Annotated in this window: 20 protein-coding genes; 19 read left to right on the forward strand and 1 reads right to left on the reverse strand. The window is 50.6% G+C overall.

Annotation, left to right across the window (positions count from 1 at the left end):
* The first annotated feature begins 104 nt into the window (after nt 1–104).
* The gene (locus BLS58_RS06680; protein ID WP_245723079.1) at nt 105–899 is read left to right on the forward strand and encodes a patatin-like phospholipase family protein; all 795 of its coding nucleotides are present in this window, start codon (nt 105–107) and stop codon (nt 897–899) included.
* A complete protein-coding gene (locus BLS58_RS06685) occupies nt 892–1,938 on the forward strand; it encodes a YlbL family protein (RefSeq protein ID WP_090397274.1) in 1,047 nt (348 codons plus the stop codon). The genes BLS58_RS06680 and BLS58_RS06685 overlap by 8 nt, the downstream gene beginning before the upstream one ends.
* Here BLS58_RS06685 and BLS58_RS06690 read toward each other — a convergent pair.
* Entirely contained in the window at nt 1,935–3,161 is a 1,227-nt protein-coding gene (locus tag BLS58_RS06690) for a nucleotidyltransferase (protein WP_143018883.1), read from the reverse strand. The genes BLS58_RS06685 and BLS58_RS06690 overlap by 4 nt on opposite strands.
* Nucleotides 3,162–3,578: 417 nt before the next feature.
* Here BLS58_RS06690 and BLS58_RS06695 point away from each other — a divergent pair, with 417 nt between their 5' ends.
* The 17 genes from BLS58_RS06695 to ftsZ all read left to right on the forward strand — a co-directional run bounded on the left by BLS58_RS06695 (nt 3,579) and on the right by ftsZ (nt 23,296).
* Complete coding sequence (locus BLS58_RS06695) at nt 3,579–4,103, forward strand: YceD family protein (protein WP_090397277.1); 525 nt, start codon at nt 3,579–3,581, stop codon at nt 4,101–4,103.
* A gap of 14 nt (nt 4,104–4,117) precedes the next feature.
* Entirely contained in the window at nt 4,118–4,297 is a 180-nt protein-coding gene (gene rpmF / locus BLS58_RS06700) for a 50S ribosomal protein L32 (protein ID WP_090397279.1), read from the forward strand.
* Nucleotides 4,298–4,498: 201 nt separating this feature from the next.
* Entirely contained in the window at nt 4,499–5,023 is a 525-nt protein-coding gene (locus BLS58_RS18165) for an RsfA family transcriptional regulator (RefSeq protein WP_090397281.1), read from the forward strand.
* 185 nt (nt 5,024–5,208) lie between these two features.
* Nucleotides 5,209–6,831 (forward strand): bacillithiol biosynthesis cysteine-adding enzyme BshC, encoded by a 1,623-nt coding sequence (gene bshC / locus BLS58_RS06710; protein WP_090397283.1) that lies wholly within the window; start codon nt 5,209–5,211, stop codon nt 6,829–6,831.
* Nucleotides 6,832–7,279: 448 nt separating this feature from the next.
* On the forward strand, nt 7,280–7,711 hold the full coding sequence (gene mraZ, locus BLS58_RS06715) for a division/cell wall cluster transcriptional repressor MraZ (protein ID WP_090397488.1): 432 nt from the start codon (nt 7,280–7,282) through the stop codon (nt 7,709–7,711).
* 16 nt (nt 7,712–7,727) lie between these two features.
* Nucleotides 7,728–8,672 carry a 16S rRNA (cytosine(1402)-N(4))-methyltransferase RsmH gene (gene rsmH / locus BLS58_RS06720; protein ID WP_245723091.1) on the forward strand — a complete coding sequence of 315 codons (945 nt, stop codon included), beginning with the start codon at nt 7,728–7,730 and terminating at the stop codon, nt 8,670–8,672.
* A gap of 13 nt (nt 8,673–8,685) precedes the next feature.
* Complete coding sequence (gene ftsL / locus BLS58_RS06725) at nt 8,686–9,033, forward strand: cell division protein FtsL (protein WP_090397287.1); 348 nt, start codon at nt 8,686–8,688, stop codon at nt 9,031–9,033.
* Nucleotides 9,034–9,063: 30 nt separating this feature from the next.
* Entirely contained in the window at nt 9,064–11,202 is a 2,139-nt protein-coding gene (locus BLS58_RS06730) for a penicillin-binding protein (RefSeq protein ID WP_090397288.1), read from the forward strand.
* Nucleotides 11,203–11,338: 136 nt separating this feature from the next.
* Complete coding sequence (locus tag BLS58_RS06735) at nt 11,339–13,258, forward strand: stage V sporulation protein D (protein ID WP_090397289.1); 1,920 nt, start codon at nt 11,339–11,341, stop codon at nt 13,256–13,258.
* 97 nt (nt 13,259–13,355) lie between these two features.
* Nucleotides 13,356–14,828, forward strand: coding sequence for a UDP-N-acetylmuramoyl-L-alanyl-D-glutamate--2,6-diaminopimelate ligase (locus BLS58_RS06740; RefSeq protein WP_090397290.1), 1,473 nt, complete (start codon nt 13,356–13,358; stop codon nt 14,826–14,828).
* A 38-nt stretch (nt 14,829–14,866) separates the two neighbouring features.
* A complete protein-coding gene (gene mraY, locus BLS58_RS06745; RefSeq protein WP_090397291.1) occupies nt 14,867–15,850 on the forward strand; it encodes a phospho-N-acetylmuramoyl-pentapeptide-transferase in 984 nt (327 codons plus the stop codon).
* The gene (gene murD / locus BLS58_RS06750; RefSeq protein ID WP_090397294.1) at nt 15,847–17,208 is read left to right on the forward strand and encodes a UDP-N-acetylmuramoyl-L-alanine--D-glutamate ligase; all 1,362 of its coding nucleotides are present in this window, start codon (nt 15,847–15,849) and stop codon (nt 17,206–17,208) included. The genes mraY and murD overlap by 4 nt, the downstream gene beginning before the upstream one ends.
* A gap of 110 nt (nt 17,209–17,318) precedes the next feature.
* Nucleotides 17,319–18,422, forward strand: a complete 1,104-nt coding sequence (spoVE, locus tag BLS58_RS06755; protein ID WP_090397296.1) for a stage V sporulation protein E — start codon at nt 17,319–17,321, stop codon at nt 18,420–18,422.
* A gap of 21 nt (nt 18,423–18,443) precedes the next feature.
* Nucleotides 18,444–19,532 carry an undecaprenyldiphospho-muramoylpentapeptide beta-N-acetylglucosaminyltransferase gene (murG, locus tag BLS58_RS06760; protein ID WP_090397299.1) on the forward strand — a complete coding sequence of 363 codons (1,089 nt, stop codon included), beginning with the start codon at nt 18,444–18,446 and terminating at the stop codon, nt 19,530–19,532.
* A 14-nt stretch (nt 19,533–19,546) separates the two neighbouring features.
* Nucleotides 19,547–20,311, forward strand: coding sequence for a cell division protein FtsQ/DivIB (locus BLS58_RS06765; RefSeq protein ID WP_143018884.1), 765 nt, complete (start codon nt 19,547–19,549; stop codon nt 20,309–20,311).
* 504 nt (nt 20,312–20,815) lie between these two features.
* Entirely contained in the window at nt 20,816–22,096 is a 1,281-nt protein-coding gene (ftsA, locus tag BLS58_RS06770) for a cell division protein FtsA (RefSeq protein WP_090397304.1), read from the forward strand.
* Between the two features lie 39 nt (nt 22,097–22,135).
* Complete coding sequence (ftsZ, locus tag BLS58_RS06775; RefSeq protein WP_090397305.1) at nt 22,136–23,296, forward strand: cell division protein FtsZ; 1,161 nt, start codon at nt 22,136–22,138, stop codon at nt 23,294–23,296.
* The last annotated feature ends 140 nt before the right edge of the window (nt 23,297–23,436 follow it).

Consider the following 23,436-nt stretch of genomic DNA (forward strand, 5'->3'; position numbering starts at 1 on the left):
CCTGTGAAATCTGACCTCTGAAACAGCTGGTCCATCATTAATTACAATACGATAGAAAAAACGAATTTAGACCAATGTGTTTAGCGACCAAGGAGGATATCACTGTGAAAGATCGACCGCTTATTGGCCTCGCACTGGGATCCGGGGGTGCGCGTGGCATCGCCCATATTGGCGTTCTTGAAGTCCTTGAAGAGCAGGGAATTCCGGTTGATTTTATCTCCGGGAGTAGTGTGGGTGCCCTTATTGGCTCGTTATTTGCCGGTGGTCAGTCAGTGGCGGATTTAAGAAAGATTGCCAGCTTGTTTCGCCGTAAATATTATATTGATTTTACCGTTCCGAAGATGGGATTTGTGACGGGCAAACGCCTGGAAGAACTTTTTTTTATGTTGACAAAAGGGGAATCCCTTGAAAATTTACAGACGCCGGTGTCTGTTGTGGCTACTGATTTAAACAGCGGGGAACGGGTGCTTCTTACGGAAGGTTCAATCGCGAAGGCCGTGCGGGCAAGTGTGTCCATCCCCGGTATTTTCGTCCCTTACCGGTACGGGGATCATTTGCTCGTAGACGGCGGAGTCATTGACCGCGTCCCTGCGAGCGTCGTTACAGAGATGGGGGCAGACATTGTCCTCGCGGTCGACGTCTCGTATTTTCCCGAGAAGCCGGCCAACGAGACGATTTATGATGTTATTATGCATAGCATGGAGATCATGTCCCGCGAGCTTGTGAGGGCCAAACAGATTAACGCCGACATCCTTATGGAACCGATCGGAGAGGAACGTAATGCGATCGTCTTCGAGGACGCGGAGGCGTTGGTGCAACAAGGGCGGGAAGAAGCCGAGCGTGTATTACCGCGTATCCTGGAAAAAATAGAGGCATGGAAGGGGAGAGATCATGAGTGAAGAAAAAAAGAGATGGCGCCTTTCGCGAACATGGATCCTCATAGGGATCGTCATCGTGTTGTTACTGATCTATCAGATACCCATGCCCTATTATTATTCTCAACCCGGAGATGCCACAGGTTTAAATGATTTCATTACGGTTGAAGACGGGACCGGTGAAGAAGGGGAGTTTTACTTGACGACGATTCACCAAAGCCAGGCGAATCTTATTTTATACGCATGGTCATTTCTGAGTCCTTATCGGACGTTAACGCCAGTGGATGCGATTCGTATGGAAGGGGAAACCGATGAAGACTATCAAAACAGGCAAATGCATTCCATGCGACAATCGCAGGATGCAGCCAAAGTCTCCGCCTACGAGGCGGCAGGTGCTGAAGTACAGGAAAACGGGGTGCTGGTCACACAATTCGTGGATGACATGGGAGCAAATGAGGTGCTGGATTCCGGGGATGTCATTACGGCTGTGGACGGCGAGGATATTGGCAATATCACGGAGTTGAATGAGACGATCGCGGACAAGGAAGATGGTGAAGATGCCGCCCTCACGATCAATCGTGAAGGAGAAGTAATGGATGTCGACGTGGAAGTCGTCGCGTTCCCGGAAACGATGGATCACGGCGGGAGTCCGCCGGTTGGTCTCGGCATCGAGTACCCTGTCAACCAGCGAGATTTCATCCCCGAGGTTACGGTCGATGCCGGTGAGATCGGCGGTCCGTCAGCGGGTCTTATGTTTTCACTGGAGATCTATAATCAACTTATAGACGATGACTTGACGAATGGTTTGGACATCGCCGGAACCGGATCGATCGATGAAGAAGGCAATGTCGGGCGTATCGGCGGGGTGGGTCAGAAGGTCGTGGCCTCGGATAACGCCGATATTGACGTTTTTTTTGCACCGCAGGACACCGGCTTAACGGACACGTCTGATTATGAACTCGCGATCGAAACAGCTGAAGACATTGGCACCTCGATGGAAATCGTTCCGGTTCTGGAACTTCGGGATGCCGTTGACTTTCTGGAGCAGGCGCAGGAAACTTAATCGGGGTAAACCGGTGGTTGTGTATATTCTTCCTTCCACTTATCCACGCGTTCGGAACCGTTCAAAATCGCATAATAGGCACGGGCTGCTCGTTCGTCCAACCATTGTTGGGCGTTTTTGTTCTGGGGCGGTCGGTGATACAACGAAAGGGGGGTATGTTTTTTAATCCGGTTTAAGTATGCTCGTCCGGATTCACTGAAACCGAGAATGCGGACGGAGCGCGGACGTGCCGGGACGCCCAGTGCTTCGTCGATATCGGTTTTGGCCGTACCGGTAAGTATGTGTGTGCTCAAGCGCTGCAGGCGCGTCCACGTGTAACGTTTCGTTTTGGCCGCGTGCATAAAATCATGAAAGGTTGGTTGGGTGAGTGCGGTTTTAATCAGGCGATTTTCAAGCCCTTCTTCGGCTTCATAGATTCGGGAGAGGGCCTCGGCCGAACGGGTACTTAACAGCAGCTGCAAATACGGATAATAAGCTTCCCATTCGTGCATGGGCTGGTCTTGGACGTAGAAGCGGTTAATCATTTCATACACTTGTTCCGGCACGTAAGGGCGAATGATCGCTGCATCCCCGCTCTCGGAGAGCATTTTCCGAATCGCGGTGGCGCTCGCGATCGATTGGTCCGGGGGCAAGGTGTCATCATGATAGGCAGCGCTGATGCGCGGGATGGTTTGCGACGCGATCCTGGCTCCCAATTGCCGGGAAGCAGCCTTGACATAATGGTAGCCGAGGATATTGTTCGGCTGGGATAGATCCGGCAGATGAGCCGGCGGGTTTAAGTCGAAAAAGGCCCGTGCCTGCGCGGACGGATAGGAAATGCCGCTTTTGACATGGGCGCGCACCTTCTCCTGCAAACACTGTGTGTTTTCGTGCATAAATGTATCAAGTTCATGGAAATCATCAATATGACCCGCTTCACTGCCAAAATAAAATTCATCCGCGAACAAATCATCAAGGATAGAGACGCCGCCCCTGGCGAACCAGTGGGCGTGTTGGGTTGAATAGGCATACGGCAGTTCAACGACGAGGTCTGCGCCTACGGAGAGGGCCATTTCCGTACGCACACGACGGGAGAAGGCCGCGGGTTCGCCCCGTTGTAAAAAATAGCCGCTCATGACACAGATGACGATATCAGCTCCGGAAACATCCCTTGAAGCTCGGAGGTGATAGGCATGGCCATTATGTAAAGGGTTGTATTCGACGATGAGACCGATGGCTTTCATGGTTAATGCGCTCCAAAACGTCGTTGCGGGCGAAAAAAGCACGCAACGGTCTGGTTTTCTCCTTGTTATTAAGTGTAATTTTTTCGTTTACGACGTGTCACAGTAAAAGGATAATCATATGAGATGCCGCCCTGCGCTCAGTCATACCCCAAAAGCGGCTATCGGTATCGCGCGAGGTATGAAAATCGGTCAGTCATACCCCAAAAGCGGGTATCGGTAGCACGAGAGGTACAAAAATCGCACGGTCGTTTCCAAATCAGGGAGTTACCTCCCACTTCCCACATCTAGCATTGCCGAGCGTCTGTATGTTAGAATGTCCTGAGATCACGCATACCCCCAGTATAATGGAATAAATTTGTATTGACAAATCTTGAGTATGACAGCTATAATAACTTTTGTTGTCTAGAGGTGAGACGATTGCGCTGGACGATACAACAACTTTTGGCCAGCACTGCAAATGGCATTGACATCGATCGCTATATTGATGTGAGCGAGCTTGTAGAACGTGATAAAGAATTAATGGCCATATCAGAAGCACATGTTACAGGCGGTGTTGATGTTGAGCGGGAGATGGCTCATTTTCATATGACTGTCCGGGGCACCATGACGCTGCCGGATTCAAACACACTCGCGGAAACCGCCGTTCCTTTTGATATAGAAATAACCGAAAGCTTCCGCCTTGATGGCCAGGAAGTCCCTGACGAGGATGAAACGATGCACGAGCCGGAGAACGGTTATGTCGATCTTCTCCCCTATATCAAGGAGCATATTTTACTGGCGATTCCCATGCGAGTAAGAAACCCGGATGAGGAAGGTCCGGCGCCGCAATCCGGAACCGATTGGCACGTGATCAGCGAGGAAGAACCATCGGAAACAGAAGAAAAGGTGGACCCTCGGCTGGCCGATTTGGCTAAATTCTTTAATGATAAGGAACCGTTATAAGGAGGTGGCAAGAGATGGCCGTACCAAAAAGACGTACATCTAAAACAGTAAAAAGACAACGGCGAACGCATTTCAAACTTGCTGTACCGGGGATGGTTAAATGCCCGGAATGCGGGGAGTTGAAACGTTCCCACCGCGTTTGTAAAGCATGCGGAACTTATAAAGGTGAAGAAGTGACCGAACCGAAAGATTAATGGAGACATCCCTCGTTGCTGAGTAACGGGGGTTTTTATTTTATAGAAGCTCTAATAGCCTGCTCTACTTTTTGCGTCCTGTAGGTGAAATGGCAATCATAGAAGGATAGAAACGTGCATAAACGTACATAATGAGAGATAAAGCCGGTGATGAATTCTATGAAAACCCGTCAACCTATAAAAGAATTGGAGGGAAAGGTTATGAGTGCACTCAGGCAGGACGCGTGGAACGAGGAGGAAGATTTAATTTTAGCGGAAGTTGTGCTCAAACATATTCGCGAGGGGTCGACCCAGCTGAAAGCTTTTGAAGAAGTGGGCCGAAGGCTGGAGCGAACCTCGGCTGCGTGTGGGTTCCGCTGGAATGCAACGATTCGGAAAAAGTATGATGAAGCCGTGAAAATGGCGAGGCAACAGAAGAAAAAGACGAGAAGAGAGCCAGAAGACAGTGGTACGGAGGCATCATCTGCCCCATCTACGGGTCAAGCCTACGCAGAAGCTGACATAGGCTTAGCGGATGTGATTGCGTATTTAAAAGAACTGCAGAAAAAGGAAGATGCCACCTCTTCGCTGCAAACCGCCCTCGCGAACGAACGAGAGGAAAAACAAACGCTCGCTTCCCAGGTGGAAACATTGCAACAAGAACTTGAAAGTGTGCGTAACGATTACAAATCTTTTTTATCTTTACTGGATAAGGCCAGATCCTGGCAGGGGAAGCAAGAGTCTTAACCTCTCGCTCCTCCTGTAATCCCGTTTCCCTTCAACGGTGAACGGGATTATTTATTGTGCGTGCAGATTCCTTTTCCTGTCGTCTTATTTTTGCTATGATCAATCGTGATTCAGTCAATGCCCATATATCAAAATAAATATCAAAATCATTCAGCGTTTACATATCTGAAGAAAGGTCGGTAAACATGACGGTAGAATCATTTCCTGTGCAACTGCAGGGGTGGGCGCGTCGTTATGCCCAGGGTGATGAAGGGGTGCGGGCGTGTTATGATTATCATCCAGCCGGCGACGAAACAGCGCGTTATCGTGAGTTGCAGACGCGCGATTTTGATCGTGAAGCTTTACGACAAGCCCTGTATCAATACCACCAAACATATGAAAATCATGATTTGGCGCTCGAACAAATCGATAAGCTTCAGGACGGACGCAGTGTCGTCGTTGTCGGCGGCCAACAGGCCGGTTTGTTAACGGGGCCTATTTATACCATCTCCAAGGCTTTGACGGTTCTATTAAAGGCCAAGGAAGCAGAAGCCACCCTGGATGTACCCGTCATTCCGATGTTTTGGATCGCCGGTGAAGACCATGATTGGGATGAAGTGAACCACATTTACATTCACGGTCATGACGGAACGGTAAAAAAAGTCAAATACGAAGGAGAGACAAAAACGGGCGCCCCTGTTTCTGAGCAGCCGATCGACATGGAAGCGATGCGCCGCTGGTTACAAAAAATCTTTCTCGAATACAGGGAAACGCCCTATTCATACGACCTTTATCGAAAGCTCGAATCCTTTGCGCAAAAATCGGCCACCATTTCCGATTTTTTTGCCGAAGTGATGCTTTGGCTCTTCCGAAAACAGGGACTCGTACTCATCGATCCCCAACAACCGGCGTTTCGGCGACTGATGACCCAATCGTGGACAGAATTGCTCGAGGACAATGAACGCGTGCGCCAGGCATTCGCTGTCGGGAAAGAAAGTGTTGAAGCCGAAAACGATGGTGAAGCGTTCATAGAAACGACGCGTGATAACGCTCATTTATTTTACAGTGTGGACGGGCGGCGAGAAAAAATGATCGCCCATGAGGATGGAGGGTTATCGCTTCAGAATGGCCAATATAAAATGTCGCGCACGGATTGGTCCCGGGAAGCGAGGAAACATCCGGAAAAGTTCAGTTCGAACGTGTTTACACGCCCTTATATACAGGAAAGATTATTACCGGTCTTAACCTTTATTGCCGGCCCGGGGGAAGCGGCTTACTGGGCGATGGTAGGCCCGCTGTTCCATCAGTTTAGACGCTTCGTCCCCCCTGTCAGCCTTCGCATGCAGCAGACGTATGTCGACCGCACGAGCGAAAAAACTTTGGACGTGGAGGCTTTATCGGCTGAAGATGTAACGACGGAAGGTACGTCTGCCCATATTCATGACCTGAAGGAAAACAATCGCCGTTGGGATACGGACGATTTATTTCGGCAAAGCCTGGCTCTCGCGGGTGAAGGCCACCAAACGCTCGCGAAAGCTTTGGAGACGCTGGCACCGAGCGAAGAAAGGTTTGCCGATAAAAATTATCAACGCCTTGAGCAAGTATTAAAGGAGCTGCAGCTTCGCATCGAGCGAAAGCAAATGGAGAACATCCAGCCGCGCGTCGAGAAACTGGAGCAGCTGCAAAAGCGTCTTTGTCCCCACGAAAAACTACAGGAACGGGTGCTCAATATCGTCCAGCTCCTCAATGAATACGGCGAAGAACGCGTGCTCACAATGTTTGCGCAACTGGAACTGGAAATGCTACGCCACCAGTTTATCTATTTATAGTCCGGCTTCCGGTTTCTGACATCCGATATCCGAAATAGACACTTCTCTTCACGGTTCATATGCCCGTATCGACAAAGGGTCTGTGGGCGAAGGGACACTCCCCACTAATATGATCATCATTATTACATGTGATCCGACCTGTATGCTTTTCATTCGGGAAAGGCACTCTATATCTCCCGGGAAAACGAATAGATGAGTGACATTCACCACTTATAAAAAGAACGAAGATAGGATGGCCGCTGCAAACATACAGCGCCATCCTTTTTTTACTGTGAGTCAAAACAGAATAAAAAAATTAAAAAAGAATACACCGCAAAAATCGCCATTTTTCGCATGTTACACGTCTTTCACCTCCCGAAGCGCAAAAAAATCCAAAAAACACCCGTGGTATAAAGTGGGGGATTGTGGTAAATTGGGGTTACCAAGTGGAAGGGAACGGCGAAAAACCATGTTCATGGGAGAATACCAACACGCTATTGATGAAAAAGGGAGACTGATTATTCCTTCGAAATTTCGTGAAGAATTGGGCGACCAATTCGTGGTCACGAGAGGGATGGACCAGTGTGTGTTCGTATACCCGAAATCGGAATGGGAGCAACTGGAACAGAAATTGAAATCGCTGCCCTTCACGAAAAAAGATGCCCGTGCGTTTACGCGCTTTTTCTTTTCGGGAGCTGCCGAGGCCACGTTTGATAAACAGGGAAGAGTCAATATCCCTTCTACCCTTCGCCAGCATGCTCAACTGGAAAAGGATTGTGTCGTGATCGGTGTTTCCAGGCGCGTGGAGATTTGGAATCAATCGATTTGGGAAGACTATTTCGCAGAATCGCAAAGCTCCTTCAGTGATATTGCTGAATCGTTGGAAGAACTGGATTTATAGAAGGGGGTTCACTTTCATCGGTACATACAGTCATCAAACGGTGCTGTTACAGGAGGCGATCCACGGACTTAATATTCATGAGGAAGGAACGTATGTGGATTGCACCTATGGCCGGGGCGGACACACCGCTGAAATTGTAAAACGCCTGAATGAAAATGGCCATCTGTACGCGCTGGATGCGGATGAAGAAGCCATTTCGGCCGGCCGGGCCCGTTTTGCAGGAGAAGAAGGAAAGGTAACCTTTATACACGGGAATTTTCGTGAAACGGTTCCCCGGTTACAGTCATACGGAGTCGACTCCCTGAACGGCGTATTGTTTGACCTTGGTGTCTCCTCGCCGCAATTGGATGACAAAAGCCGCGGTTTTAGTTACCGCGGAGAGGAACCTTTGGATATGCGCATGGATCGGGGTCAGTCTCTCACCGCCGAGGAGATCGTTCACACTTGGACGTATGAAGCGCTTGTAAGCGTGATTGCCCGCTATGGAGAAGAAAAATATGCCAAATCCATTGCGCGAGCCATCGAATCGGCACGGAACAAATACAGGATTAACACAACGGCTCAACTGGCTGAGATCGTTAAGGACGGCATCCCGGCTGCGGCGCGCAGGAGCGGCGGCCACCCGGCCAAACGAACGTTTCAGGCCCTTCGCATTGCCGTCAACGATGAACTGCAGGCGTTTGAAGATGCCTTGACGTCGTTAATCGCCAGGTTGCATCCGGCAGGTGGACGTATGGCCGTGATTACTTTTCACTCCCTGGAAGATCGCATCGCGAAACGAACGCTTGATGCGTACTGCAAATCACCGGAACTTCCCCCCGGACTGCCGGTTATTCCGGAAGAGATGAAACCGTCCATGCAGTGGATCAACAAAAAACCGATCGTCCCCTCATCGGATGAGATTGAAATAAATCGCAGGGCAAGATCGGCAAGGTTACGTATTGCCGAGAAAATAAGGTAGAAGGAGGTCATCGATGAGAAACTTAGCAGAAAAGCCATATGTAAGAGAAGAACAGAGGGAAGTTCAAACGGTCCGAAGGCAGATCAGGAAGACATTTACACGCGCTGAAAAAGGTCTGCTCACATTGATTGGCGCTGCCATTGTTTTTTCAGCGATACTGATGGTCTCGAATTACGCAAGCATGTATACCCAGAACCAGGAAATATCACAATTGCAAAATGATATTAGTCAGCAACAGCAGTACAATGAAGGGCTTGAACACCAAGTGTCCGAATTGAGCGATCCGGAACGCATTCTGAATATCGCAGAGGAAAACGGAATGGAACTTAACGAGGATAATGTTCGTGTGCTGCAACCTTAAAGATTATACATATACGGGTGGTGGAAACGGTTGAAGCGGAAAGCGATTATTTACAGAGCCATCGTTCTTTTTGGCATTGCAGCTATCACCATTGCCGTATTAGGTGGGCGATTTTTATTCGTTCAATTTTCCGGGGAAATTGACGGTGTTGATTTAGAAGCGCTCGCGAGTGAAAGATGGACGAACGAGGAACCTCTGCACGGGGAGCGGGGGGGCATTTATACGGCGGATGGCGAAGAGGTTGCTGAAGAAGTGACGAGTTATACGGCTTACGCGATTATCGAAGACGGTTATGAAGAAGCCGTGGAAGATGCCGAGGCAACAGCTCGGGAACTCGCTCCTTTGATCGACATGGACGAAAATCGTTTATATAACATGCTTACAAGTGATCAATTCCAGGTGGAATTGGGCACAGGCGCCCGTCACCTTAGTTACGACGAAAGAGAAGACATCGAGGCCCTGGGCCTGGACGGCATTCATTTTCGAACGGAGCCTAGACGCTATTACCCGAATCAGGATTTTGCCTCCCACGTTCTCGGCTATTTCGACCGTGGTTTAAATGAGGCGGTGATGGGACTGGAAGCCCGTTTGGACCAGGATCTCGGTGGTGAAGAGGGGTCCATGAATTATCAGGTGTCCCGTGACGGCGTCCCCCTTCCCGGGCAAAATGAAGACATTCAGAATGCTTACGACGGCAATGATGTCCACCTGACCTTGAATGCCAATATTCAACTCGCCCTGGAACAATCGATGAATGCCGTGGAAGAAGAGTACGATCCCGAGCGCATGACCGCCATTGTGGCTCATGCAGAAACGGGGGCTGTTCTCGGGATGAGTAATCGCCCTTCCTTTAATCCGAATGAGTATGAAGATATCACAAACCATACGAACTTCGCGGTCGCCGATCATTATGAACCCGGCTCAACGATGAAAATGTTCACGATGGCAGCGGCTGTCGAAAGCGGAGATTACGACGGGGACGAAGAGTTCGAATCCGGGGAATACGATCCGGGTTACGATACGGTCATCAGCGATCACAATGACGGAGAGGGCTGGGGCACCATCACTTACGATGAAGCGGTGGAACGTTCCTCAAATGTAGGCTTATCCAAGTTAGTGAACGAAGAAATGGGAGCCGACACCTTTTATGCTGCCCTTGAACGCTTCGGTTTCGGAGAGGCCACCGGTATCGAACTTCCCCGTGAAGCGGAGGGCGTCATCACAGACAGTGAGCTCGATGCGATTTATACAGGGTTCGGACAAGCTTCGGCGGTTACACCTATTCAACAAATACAGGCAGCTACGGCCATTGCCAATAATGGCAGGATGATGTCCCCATATATCGTCGAGGAGATGGTCAACCCGAACGTCGCTGAAACCTATTATGAAAGTGAACCGGAAATCGCCGGGGAGCCTATTTCCGAAGACACAGCCGAAGAAGTGAGGGAACAACTCCAGGAAGCCGTCTACGGGGAAAATGCGACCGGTGGTGCCTTTCAGGTAGACGGAATTGATATTGCAGGTAAAACAGGCACCGCGCAAATCCCATCGGAAAACGGATATTTATCAGGGGAAAATCAAAACATTTATTCGTTTTTGGGCATGGCGCCGGCAGATGATCCGGAAGTTGTCATGTACGTCGCCGTCGATCGACCGAACCTGCCTGCCGACGAAGCCGGCACACAGCCAGTGTCGACGATATTCAACACCGTGATGCAGCAGAGTATGCAGTATTTTCGCATGCAGCCTGAAGAATCATTGAGCTCGGAAGAAAGGGAATCGCTGGATGCTGAAGGCATTGAACTGGAAGATGCCAGCGGCATGCGCACGGATAATGCCTCGGAGATGATTGCGGAACAAAATCTCGAACCCTTTATACTAGGAGAGGGACGTCGCATCGAGCAGCAGTATCCGTTTGCCGGAGAGCAGGTCATCGCCGGAGAGAATATCTTTCTTGTCAGTGACGATACGTGGGAGATGCCGGATATGACGGGGTGGTCGGCAAGAGATGTCGTTAAATTCAGCACGGCCACCGGCATGCATGTGGAACATGAGGGGACCGGATACGTGACGGATCAAAGTATGGAACCCGGGAGTGAAGCAGGGAGCCATGACTCGCTCACCGTTGCATTTGGCGAAAGTGATGAGGAATCAGATGACGAAAATTAGTTGCACTTATGCAGGATAAGAAAGTGGTTTATACTTTCTTACCTGCCAAGAAAGCGAATAATCGCTGCTTGTTCTTAAAGCCGTCGTACAAGCATAGATGTGAAAAGGAAGTATCTATCAGACGAGGTGGCCTTTCATGTCTAAAATTACGAAGACGCTTGTACGTCGGCGGTTGCTTTTCATATTGCTGGCCGGGGTGATCATAACCCTGGTGCTCGTTGTCAGACTCGGTTACGTGCAATTTTCACTGGGAGGCTGGTTGACGGAAGAAGCAGAGGAGTCATGGAGCCGGGATTTGCCTTTTGAAGCGGAACGGGGAGAAATTCTGGATCGTCATGGGGAAGTGTTGGCAACAAATGTAAGTGCCCCTTCCATCCTCGTCGTTCCGAGACAGATCGTCGATCCGGTGGAGACAGCCGAACAACTCGCAGATAGCCTGGAAGCCGAGGAGCAAGAGGTCTATGAACAGATTACTGAGGAAAGTTCGATGGTCCGGCTCACCCCTTTTGGACGCAAAATTGAACAGGAGGTCGCCTCGGAAGTACGTGAACAACGGTTGCCGGGCGTTTATATTGTCGAAGACAACAAGCGCCATTATCCTCACGGCGAACACCTTGCCCATGTGCTGGGATTTGCGGGGATTGACAATCAGGGACTTACCGGTGTGGAAAGATACTATGATGACTATTTGCAAGGGGAGAGCGGACACGTCTCTTTCTTTTCCGATGCCCAGGGACAACGGTTGCCGGGCATGGCCGATCAATATCAGGAACCGCAAAATGGCATGGACGCGCAGTTGACGATCGACAATCAGGTGCAGACGATCATCGAACGGGAGCTGGATAACGCCGAAGCTACGTATAACCCGGAAGGCGCGCTCGCGATTGCCATGGATCCCAACAATGGGGAAATTCTGGGCATGGCCAGTCGGCCCCATTACAATCCGGATGACTATCAGTCGGTCTCTCCGGAGATTTATGATCAAAACCGGCCGATATGGTCGACGTTTGAACCGGGTTCAACGTTCAAGATCATTACGTTGGCGTCTGCGCTGGAAGAGGATGAAGTGGACCTTGACAACGACCATTTTCATGATCCCGGCTATATTGAAGTCGCAGGCGAACGCTTGCGTTGCTGGAAAAAAGGCGGGCACGGGCAGCAAACGTATCTGGAAGTTGTCCAAAACTCCTGTAACCCGGGGTTTGTTTCGTTGGGAGAACGATTGGGAACGGAGACACTTTTCGATTATATCGATCAGTTTGGATTCGGGGAACAGACCGGGATCGATATGGAAGGAGAAGGGACCGGTATCCTTTTTGATGTAGAAGATGTCGGCCCGCTGGAGCGTTCCACGACCGCTTTCGGACAAGGGGTGTCCGTGACGCCTATCCAACAGGTCACCGCCATGGCTGCTGCAGTAAATGGCGGAACGCTTTACCAACCTTATGTAGCGAAGGACTGGCTTGAGCCCGAGAGCGGATCTGTCGTGGACAGCCAGACGCCCATCGCCCAAAGAGATGTGATCTCGGAAGAAACATCATCGGAAGTGCGCCGGGCACTGGAAAACGTCGTGGCGAGAGGGACCGGCGGAGGCGCGTTCGTTGATGGCTACCGTGTAGGCGGAAAAACGGGCACCGCCCAAAAAGCGCAAGGCGGTCGTTATTTGGAGAACAACCATATCGTCTCGTTTAACGGTTTTGCGCCTGCAGATGACCCTGAAATCGTCGTTTATGTTGCGATCGACAATCCTCAGGGTACGATGCAATTCGGCGGGGTCGTGACCGCTCCGATCGTCGGGCAAATCATGGAGGACAGCCTGGAGGCGATGGGGGTCCCGCGCCGAGACGAGCAAATTGAAAAGGAACTCACCTGGTCGGATCTCCCGTCTCTGGAGGTTCCGGATGTGACCGGGTTGACATTAAGAGAGTTGCATGATGCCAACTATCCGCTCGAGCTTGAAATAGAGGGCGAAGGGGAAGAAGTTTATCGCCAGTCCCCGGCAGCAGGCGAACGAGTGGAAGAGGGTTCAACGCTCAGATTGTACATGGGTGGGTGACAAAACGGACGATTCCGATTAAAATCATAAATGGAAGACCAGCCAGGGAATGTCTTGGCTGTTCTCTTATCGTCTGGAAGCGAAGGGAAGAGAAAAAATGTATCTGGATGAATGTGTGGCGGGTTTACTCGCTTATACCAAAACGAAAACAGGAAATCCGCCGATTTCTTCGGTGGAAATGGATTCCCGTCTCGTAAAGGCGGGGGCGTTGTTCGTCGCCCTGCGCGGATTTACGGTTGACGGTCATCACTACGTACGGGAGGCCGTGGAAAAGGGAGCGGCAGCAGTCGTCGCTGAAGAAGCTTTAGAGATCGATGTGCCTGTCATCGTCGTAACGGACACAAAACGGGCGCTCGCCCAAATGTCCAGCCGTTTTTACGGACGTCCCACCCATGATCTCAATATCATCGGTGTCACCGGGACGAATGGAAAGACGACGACCACGCACCTACTGGATGAAATTTTTCGGGAAGATGAAAGAAAAACAGGGTTGATTGGTACCCTCTACACGAAATATAATGACGAGGTGCTCGAAGCTAAACTGACGACCCCGGAGTCGGTACAGCTCCAGCAGACGTTTGCTGACATGAAAAAAGCGGATGTCACCGATGTGACGATGGAAGTATCCTCACACGCGTTGTCGCTCGGCAGAGTGCGGGGGACCGATTTTAATATCGCTGTTTTTACAAATCTCAGTACCGATCACCTGGACTATCACGAAACGATGGATGATTATAAACAGGCGAAGGGTCTCTTGTTTTCTCAGCTTGGCAACACTTATGATAAAGATTTAAGAGCGGCGATCATCAACAACGACGATCCCTATGCCCGTTACATGATGAGTGTCACGGGCGTGCCGATATTGACGTACGGTTTGCAAGCCGGCGCGGATGTTCGCGCTCGCGATCTGAACGCAGGTCCGACGGGTACCTTTTTTACCCTTGAGGTCGGCGGGGAATCACTGGATTTAAACCTGAAAATGATCGGCCGTTTTAGCGTCTATAATGCCCTGGCAGCAGCGGCAGCGGCGTATGTTTCCGGCGTTGCCCTGCCTACGATCAAGAAAAGTCTGGAATCCGCCCAGGCCATCCCGGGACGGTTTGAGCCCGTGGAAGAAGGACAGGATTTTGCGGTGATCGTCGACTATGCCCATACCTCCGACAGTCTGGATAATATTTTGCAAACGGTACGGGATTTAACGGCTCACAACGTTTACGTTGTCGTCGGTTGTGGCGGTGATCGCGATCGCACGAAGCGCCCCGAGATGGCGAGAATTGCCATCGAGTACGCCGATGAAGCGATCTTCACTTCCGATAATCCGCGCAGTGAAGATCCCGGCGCTATTCTTCGGGACATGGAAGCAGGCGTCGGCGCTCATACTTATCAAACGATCAGCGATCGCAGAGCAGCGATTCGTTATGCCGTCGACAAAGCAAAAAAGAAAGATGTCATCGTCATTGCCGGCAAAGGGCATGAACCCTATCAGGAAATTGAAGGTGTCTTTCATAGCTTTGATGATCGTGTTGAGGCGAAAGAGGCCATTCATGACCGCAGGGACCGTGAAACATAAGAATACCTGGGATGTAGGACCGGAAAGGAGTGAACGTCTTGAGTGAACCGTCAATTTTAATAGCCATTGTAGCATCCTTTGTTCTAAGCGTCCTCCTTTCCCCGTTGTTCATTCCGATGTTACATAGGCTGAAATTCGGGCAAAGCATTCGCGAGGAAGGCCCTGCCAGCCATCAGAAAAAGAGCGGGACACCGACGATGGGCGGCGTTGTCGTTCTCTTGTCGGTCGTCCTGTCCGTGTTTCTGGTCATTCCCTTTTTCACGGATCTGGATGTTAATTATCAAATATGGTTACTGTTACTCGTAACGGTGGCTTTCGGCATCGTGGGCTTTTTGGACGATTTTATTAAGGTGGTTTTAAAAAGAAATCTCGGTTTAAATTCAAAACAAAAGTTACTTGCCCAATTGCTCGTCGCCGTTATTTTCTATGTCGTTTTACGCCAGTATGAGTTTTCCACGGCAGTGGAGGTCCCGGGTCTTGGATTCAGCGTCGACATCGGCATTCTCTATTTATTGCTCGTCGCGGTCATGCTCGTGGGAGCATCGAATGCTGTCAACCTCACCGACGGCCTTGATGGCCTATTGGCCGGTACATCTGCCATTGCTTTCGGTGCCTATGCTGTGCTCGCCTGGAACGCAGATTTCCCGGAGGTGGCGATTTTTTGCGCCACCGTCGTCGGGGCCGTGCTTGGCTTTTTAGTCTTCAATGCCCACCCCGCGAAGGTGTTCATGGGGGATACCGGATCGCTGGCCCTCGGCGGGGCGATCGCCGCGGTGGCTATCATTACGAAAATGGAGATTCTCCTCATAATCATCGGCGGTGTTTTCGTCATCGAAACGCTGTCGGTGATCATTCAAGTGCTCGTCTATAAACTTAAAGGCAGGCGTGTATTCAAAATGAGTCCTTTGCACCATCATTATGAACTCTCGGGTTGGTCCGAGTGGAAAGTGGTCGTCGTTTTCTGGCTCCTTGCCATCGTTTTTGCGATCATCGGTGTGTATATAGAGGTGTGGGCCTTATGACAGATCCGCTGCTGGTGAATATAAAAAATGAAACCGTGCTCGTCCTCGGCTTTGCCAAAAGCGGCGAAGCGGCGGCCCGTTTGCTCGTCAAATACGGGGCCCGTGTCATCGTGAATGAAGCGAAGCCGAAAGAGGAGCTACAGGGAACCGAAGAACTGGAAGCTTTAGGCGTCACGTTTGTGACGGGCGGACATCCGTTGCAGCTGTTTACGGCCGACCGGATTCGTTTAATCGTCAAAAATCCGGGCATTCGCTACGATAATCCGGTGATCGAGGAAGGCTTGCACCGGAATATTCCCGTCGTTACGGAAGTCGAGCTTGCTTCCTGGCTCCTCAGGGGTACGATGCTTGCCATTACAGGTTCGAACGGAAAAACGACGACGACAAAAGTGATTCATGAAATGTTGCTTACTGATCAAAAAAGCGCGAAGCTGGCGGGAAATATCGGCTTGCCCTCCTGTGAAGTAGCCGATACAGTCCTGGAAAATGAATACATGGTGACGGAAGTGTCCAGTTTTCAATTGAAGGGAACCCTGCATTTTCGCCCGCACATCGCGGTTTTGCTCAACATCTTCGATGCCCACCTCGACTATCACGGCACGAGGGCCGACTATAATCACTCAAAAGCCCGCGTAGCCCATAATCTCACCGCTGATGACTATTTTGTCTATAATGCCGACGATGAGGTCGTTGCAGATATAGCGAGGAACAGCAAGGGGACAAACATCCCTTTTTCCGTGCACAGAAGGCTGTCACAGGGAGCCTCCCATGAAGGAGGCATCGTGTATTGGCATAATCAGGCGCTGCTTCACACCGATGACATTCTCCTCCCCGGCATCCACAACCTTGAAAATGTACTGGCCGCGCTAGCGGTGGCCAAGCTTGTCGGTGTATCTTTGGCCGCGATCAAACAAGTGCTTGGTACTTTCACAGGCGTTGAACATCGCCTGGAATTTGTGAAAGAACTAAACGGGCGAAAAGTTTATAACGATTCGAAAGCGACGAACATGCTTGCCACCTCCCGCGCCCTGGCAGCTTTCCGGGAGCCCATCGTCCTGATCGCGGGCGGGTTGGATCGCGGGAACGATTTTTCGTCATTGGCGAGCAGTTTTGCAAATGTGAAGGCGATGGTGACGTATGGCGAGACGAGCGACAAGCTCAAGGAAGCCGGAGCGCTCGCCGGTGTGCCCGTCATTAAAAGCACACAACACCTGGCAGAAGCGGTAAAGGAAGCTTATCCACTTACTGATAAAGAAGACATTCTCTTGTTTTCCCCGGCCTGTGCCAGTTGGGATCAGTTTAAAACCTTTGAGGAACGGGGCGATTGTTTCGTCAACGCGATTGAGCAGCTCGTCTAACTTCCAACCTCCAACCTCTCACTTCTAAAACGGACAAACCGTCATACGTATGAGTAGCACCCTTTCTATCTGAATGGGTGTGAATCGCGGGTGTGTGACGGGGTGAAGATGTGAAGGATAATAAACAAACGGTTGACGGAATTTTGCTGTTTTCCATTTGTGCACTGTTGATTATAGGTGTCATCATGGTATATAGCGCAAGCGCGGCCTGGGGGGAATACCGTTTCTCGGACCCTTATCATTTCGCCAAACGGCAACTGCTGTTTGCGGGAGCGGGCTGTATCGGGATGCTCATGATGATGCGCATCGGCTACTGGAGATGGCGTGACTATGTCCTTACGATTATTTTGCTCTGTTTCGGCCTGTTGATCCTCGTACTGATCCCGGGGGTGGGACTCATCCGTGGAGGGGCCCAGAGCTGGATAGGCGTCGGCGCCTTTTCGATTCAGCCATCTGAATTTATGAAGTTGGGGATGATCGTGTTTCTCGCCCATTGGCTCGCCGCGCGCCAACAACAAGTGACGAGCTTCCGCGCAGGCATGCTGCCGCTGCTCACCATTATATTTACGGCATTCGGCTTGATCATGCTGCAACCTGATCTTGGCACGGGAGCGGTGATGGTTGCGACATCGTTTATCATGCTTTTTATCGCCGGTGCCAAAAAAAGCCATTTTGCTTTTCTCGGAGCGATTGGAGCCGTCGCCTTCATCGGTTTAATCGCGTCTGCCCCGTACCGGATCGCCCGTATCACTTCCTTCTTTGATCCCTGGAGCGACCCGCTCGGGAGCGGTTTTCAAATTATCCAATCCCTCTATGCCATCGGTCCCGGCGGTTTATTCGGCATGGGATTCGGGGAAAGCAGGCAAAAATACTTTTATTTGCCCGAACCGCAAACGGACTTTATCTTTGCGGTTATAGCTGAAGAAGGCGGTTTTATCGCAGGTGCTGTCGTCGTCCTTTTATTCGGGATCATTATGTGGCGCGGCCTGCGCACGGCACTGCTTGCCCCGGACATGTTCGGGACCCTGCTTGCCGTTGGCATTATCGGGTTATTGTTTGTGCAAGTGTTGATTAATATCGGGGTGGTCATCGGGTTGTTTCCGGTGACGGGGATTACCTTGCCTTTACTCAGTTACGGCGGCTCTTCCCTTACACTCATGCTTATCGCCCTCGGTATACTGTTAAATATAAGCGCCCACACGAGAATAACCTAGCGCTCGGAGGTGAGAGAAAAGATGAAAGTTTTGGTCACAGGGGGAGGGACCGGGGGTCATATTTATCCCGCGCTTGCCATGATTAACGCGATCCGCGCGAAAGACCCCTCGGCCTCTTTTTTATATATAGGGACGGAAAATGGATTGGAAAATGATATCGTCCCCAAACATGATATTCCCTTTTCTACGATTGAGATCAGCGGTTTTAAAAGAAAACTGTCCTTTGAAAATGTGAGGACCGTTTGGCGCTTTTTGCAAGGAACCCGCCGGGCGAAACGACTCATACGTGACTTCCGGCCTGATGTCGCCCTCGGAACCGGCGGCTATGTCGCGGGCCCTGTCATGTATGCAGCGGCTAAAGCAGGGGTGCCAACGATTATTCATGAGCAAAACAGCATTCCCGGTCTTACGAACAAATTTCTGAGTCGCTATGCCACCAAGGTAGCGATTTCCTTTCAGGAAGCTGCGGATTATTTTCCGAACGATAAGACTGTTTTTACCGGCAACCCCCGGGCGTCTGAAGTGGCTCATGCGCAGAAAGCCAATATGGCTTCAACATTCGGCTTCAGGGAAAATCTTCCCATCGTTATGATCGTAGGCGGAAGCCGCGGGGCAAAACCCATCCACGATGCGTTTTTAGAGGCCTTGCCGCAATTATCCGACAAACACTGTCAATACTTATACATCACAGGAAGCGTTCATTATGATAAAGTGAAAGAAAGCATGTCCGATAGGGGAGATCATGCTCATATCGTCGTCCGGCCGTTTTTGCATGATATGCCCAATGTACTCGCCAGTGTCGATGCGGTCGTCAGCCGGGCCGGGGCGACGACGCTCGCGGAAATCACCGCCCTTGGCATTCCGTCTATCCTGATTCCCAGTCCATACGTCACGAAGAACCATCAGGAGATGAACGCCAGAGCCCTGGAAAATGTCGGTGCCGCGATCGTTCACAAAGAATCGGAATGGTCCGGAGATAAGCTCGAGGCGGATATCGAGGCGATTTTTCGGAAAGGCAAGGCAGCGGAAATGAAAAAAGCGGCAACAGCGCTGGCCGTTCCGGATGCCGCCGACAAACTGTATGATGTGATGACGTCTATTGCCAAATAGAGGAGGTTGGCTCGTTGGGAGAGCGAAAAGTAGTATCGGTTCATGAACGAATACCCGCTTTAAAAGAGCAACGAAAAAAACGGGCCAATCGCCGCCTCATTATTTCCCTGTCCATAATCTTTTTATTGATCGGCATTGTCGTCTATTTGCAATCTCCTTTAAGCCATGTGCAATCGATCGCCGTGGACGGCGTTGTCAGCGGCGAAGAGGAAGAAGTCGTTAACAGCAGTACCCTGGAAAGAGGCGAAAACATCTGGTCTGCCGATCTGCGGGCAGCAGAAGCAAGTATTGAAGAGAACCTCCCCTATGTCATGGAAGCGTCCGTTTCTCGTTCATTTCCCACAACCTTGCATATCGAAGTAGCTGAACACAATCGTGTGGCATATATGGAAGACGATGAAGAATACGTACCTGTATTCGCGAACGGGGAACGCGACCCCGAGCAAAGTCTGGAACAGCTGCCGGGCGATGCCCCCGTCCTTTATGGCTGGAGCGATGAAGGGCAGTTGGAGACATTTCTGTCCGAGTTGGAGGGGCTTACCGATGGCATCGTGAACCGGATATCGGAAGTGCACCCCCTGGATGAAGACCATGAACGGCTAGGTTTATATATGAATGACGGCATTGAGGTGGAGACGACTGTCAATCAATTCGCCGAAAACATGTCAGCATACCCGATTGTATCCGAAGAGCTCGACCCTGATGAGCCAGGCGTCTTACATATGAAAATGAGGCCTTATTTTGAAAATGAAGATACTGACGAGGAAGAAGATGCTTAAAGCCAAACGTGACGGGGTATAGCCTGGAAGGTAAGTCTTTTTATGGTTGGTTTTCCCCATGAATTGATCATTCTTTCGGGCTAACGGTTGAATTGTGGCGATTTTCGCTTTTCTCGAGGCTTAACTTGTTGTAAACTGAGACAAGAAACCTTTTTTAGCAGGTAAGAAAGTATAAACCACTTTCTTATCCTGCATAAGTGCAACTAAGGCCTATCGCTTTAAAGGCTTGGCGATAAGCCAAGTTTTCTAACAGTGGATAGTCCTTTATACAAGCTCATCAACACAGAGATACCGTAACCCAGATCAAAGATTCCCAAAGCTGTGAAACTATGAAATAAAACCAACCGCATGCCTCACATCGGCGTTCGTTGGATGAAAAAAGCGTGTTGATGTAGTCGCGGCTTTAAGGAATGGTGATGATCCGCTTTGCTGCGGTTACCTCCCGTCCGCACGGGCGCGCCCAATATAACGGGCAGAACATTATTGCAATAGGAGGTGCCATTCGTGGACAATAACGAGATTTATGTCAGTCTGGATGTTGGTACAACTGAAGTAAAAGTTATGATCGGTGAAATATCAGCAGGCATGCTCAATATCATCGGAGTGGGAACCGCTCCTTCAAACGGCATTAAAAAAGGGGCCGTTGTTGACATTGATGCCACTGTCAAATCTATCCGGCAAGCGGTTGAGAAAGCCGAAAGGATGGTTGGTGTCTCCATTAACCAAGTCGTGGTGGGCATTAACGGCAGTCATATACAATTGCAACCGTGTCACGGCATTGTCGCGGTTTCCAGCCCGCATAAGGAAATTACCCAGGAGGACATCGATCGGGTTATGGATGCGGCGCAAGTCGTCTCTATTCCGCGGGATCGGGAAGTTGTCGACATCGTGCCGAGTCAGTTCATCGTTGACGGCTATGATGAAATCAACGATCCCACGGGAATGATCGGCGTCCGTCTCGAAATGGAAGGGTTGCTCGTGAGTGGCTCAAAAACGGTTTTACATAACCTTTTGCGGTGTGTGGAAAGGGCCGATTTGGAAATCTCCGATATCTTTTTGCAGCCGTTGGCGGCAGGGGAAGTCTCTGTTTCCAGGGATGAACGTAACCTTGGAGTCGCATTGGTAGATATTGGTGGCAGTCAAACGACCATCTCAACGTTTAAAGATGGCTCATTGGTCACGTTGAATGTCGTTCCCATCGGCGGTGCGCATATTACAAATGATCTATCCGTCGGATTACGTGCGACCCAGGTTGAAGCGGAACGTGTGAAGGTTTCCCATGGACATGCGTATATCGATGACACTTCCGAAGAAGTATTGGCGGTCATACAGCCGATGGGCAGTCACGAACAGGAAGAGTACTCCCAGCGTGAGCTCGCGGAAATCATCGAGCCCAGAATGGAAGAGATCTATGAAATCGTTGCCGAGGAATTGTCGAGCATAGGCGATATCCCGGGTGGTGTCGTATTGACCGGCGGAACGGTGATGATGCCGGGTTCCCTGGAACTGGCCCGGGAAATGCTCGGCCGAAATATAAGGATGGCGATCCCTGATTACATCGGTGTAAGAGAACCGCGCTATACCAATGGCGTTGGACTCATTGAATTTGCCCACCTTCATGTTAAAATGAACCATATGGAAATGGTAGTTGCCACGAATGATGATGAAGAACAACCGCCGTTGCGTAAAGCAAGGAAAGCAGGAAAGCAACGGACTGATCAGGGAGAAGAGTCACCCGGAGTAAGGAAAAGAGTCCGCAGTTTTTTCAAAGTGTTCTTTGAATAATAACCGACACATAAGCTTGACAGATGAGGGGGACCCGAGATGTTAGAGTTTGAAATGGATATGGATCAACTCGCACAAATAAAAGTCATTGGGGTCGGGGGTGGTGGCTCCAACGCGGTCAATCGCATGATAGAAAACGGCCTCGAAGGCGTTGAATTTATCGCCGTAAATACGGATTCCCAGGCGTTGTCCCTCTCCCAGGCTGATACAAAGCTTCAGCTGGGCGGGAAATTGACACGTGGATTGGGTGCGGGGGCAAACCCCGATATCGGCAAAAAAGCTGCCGAGGAAAGTAAGGAGCAAATGGAAGAATCGCTCACCGGCGCGGATATGGTCTTCATCACGGCCGGTATGGGCGGGGGCACAGGAACAGGTGCCGCCCCTGTGATCGCCGAAGTCGCCAAAGAAATCGGCGCGTTAACGGTAGGTGTCGTCACCCGCCCGTTTACTTTTGAAGGAAAAAAACGATCGACCCATGCGACGGATGGGATTGCCAGCCTTAAGGAGAAAGTGGATACACTGATTGTGATTCCAAATGACCGTTTGCTGGAAATCGTCGATAAAAGCACGCCGATGCTGGAAGCGTTTCGTGAAGCCGATAATGTCCTCAGACAAGGTGTCCAGGGGATATCGGATTTAATCGCGACACCCGGGCTCATCAACCTGGATTTTGCCGATGTGAAAACGATCATGAGTGAAAAAGGTTCCGCGCTCATGGGCATTGGTATCGCAACCGGCGAAAGCCGGGCGGGAGAAGCGGCTAAAAAAGCCATCTCAAGTCCGTTGCTGGAAACGTCGGTAGACGGGGCGCAAGGGGTATTAATGAACATAACGGGCGGGTCAGACCTAAGCCTGTTCGAAGTCCATGAAGCCGCGGAAATTGTATCGGAAGCATCGGACCCAGATGTCAATATGATTTTCGGGTCCGTCATCAATGAAAATTTGAAAGATGAAGTGTTGGTCACTGTTATCGCGACCGGGTTTGATGACGGAGCGGAGAAAAAAGCCCGCGGCAATCAACGACAGGGCGGGCAAAGGCGGACAAGCCCGCAACAACCCGAACCACAGCAGCGTCCGCAAGCCGCGAGCCAACCTTCCTTCGATGAAGAGCCACCGGAACGGCCGAGCTCGAATCAAGAAGAGGAGCAGGAATCGATTGATATTCCGGCGTTTTTACGGAATCGCCGACGCCGTCGCTAATAAGGAAAAAGAAAAACCCAAGCGGGCTTTCCCGCTTGGGTTTTTTTCGGCGTGCGCTCGTTCTCCCCCGCCGCAAAGGGACTCGACAGATTTTTATCAAATCAATGAAAATCAGTGTGAGACGACCACTAATAAAGTGA

Origin of the sequence: Natribacillus halophilus, assembly GCF_900100185.1 — a bacterium.
In the GTDB taxonomy this organism is placed as follows: domain Bacteria; phylum Bacillota; class Bacilli; order Bacillales; family Marinococcaceae; genus Natribacillus; species Natribacillus halophilus.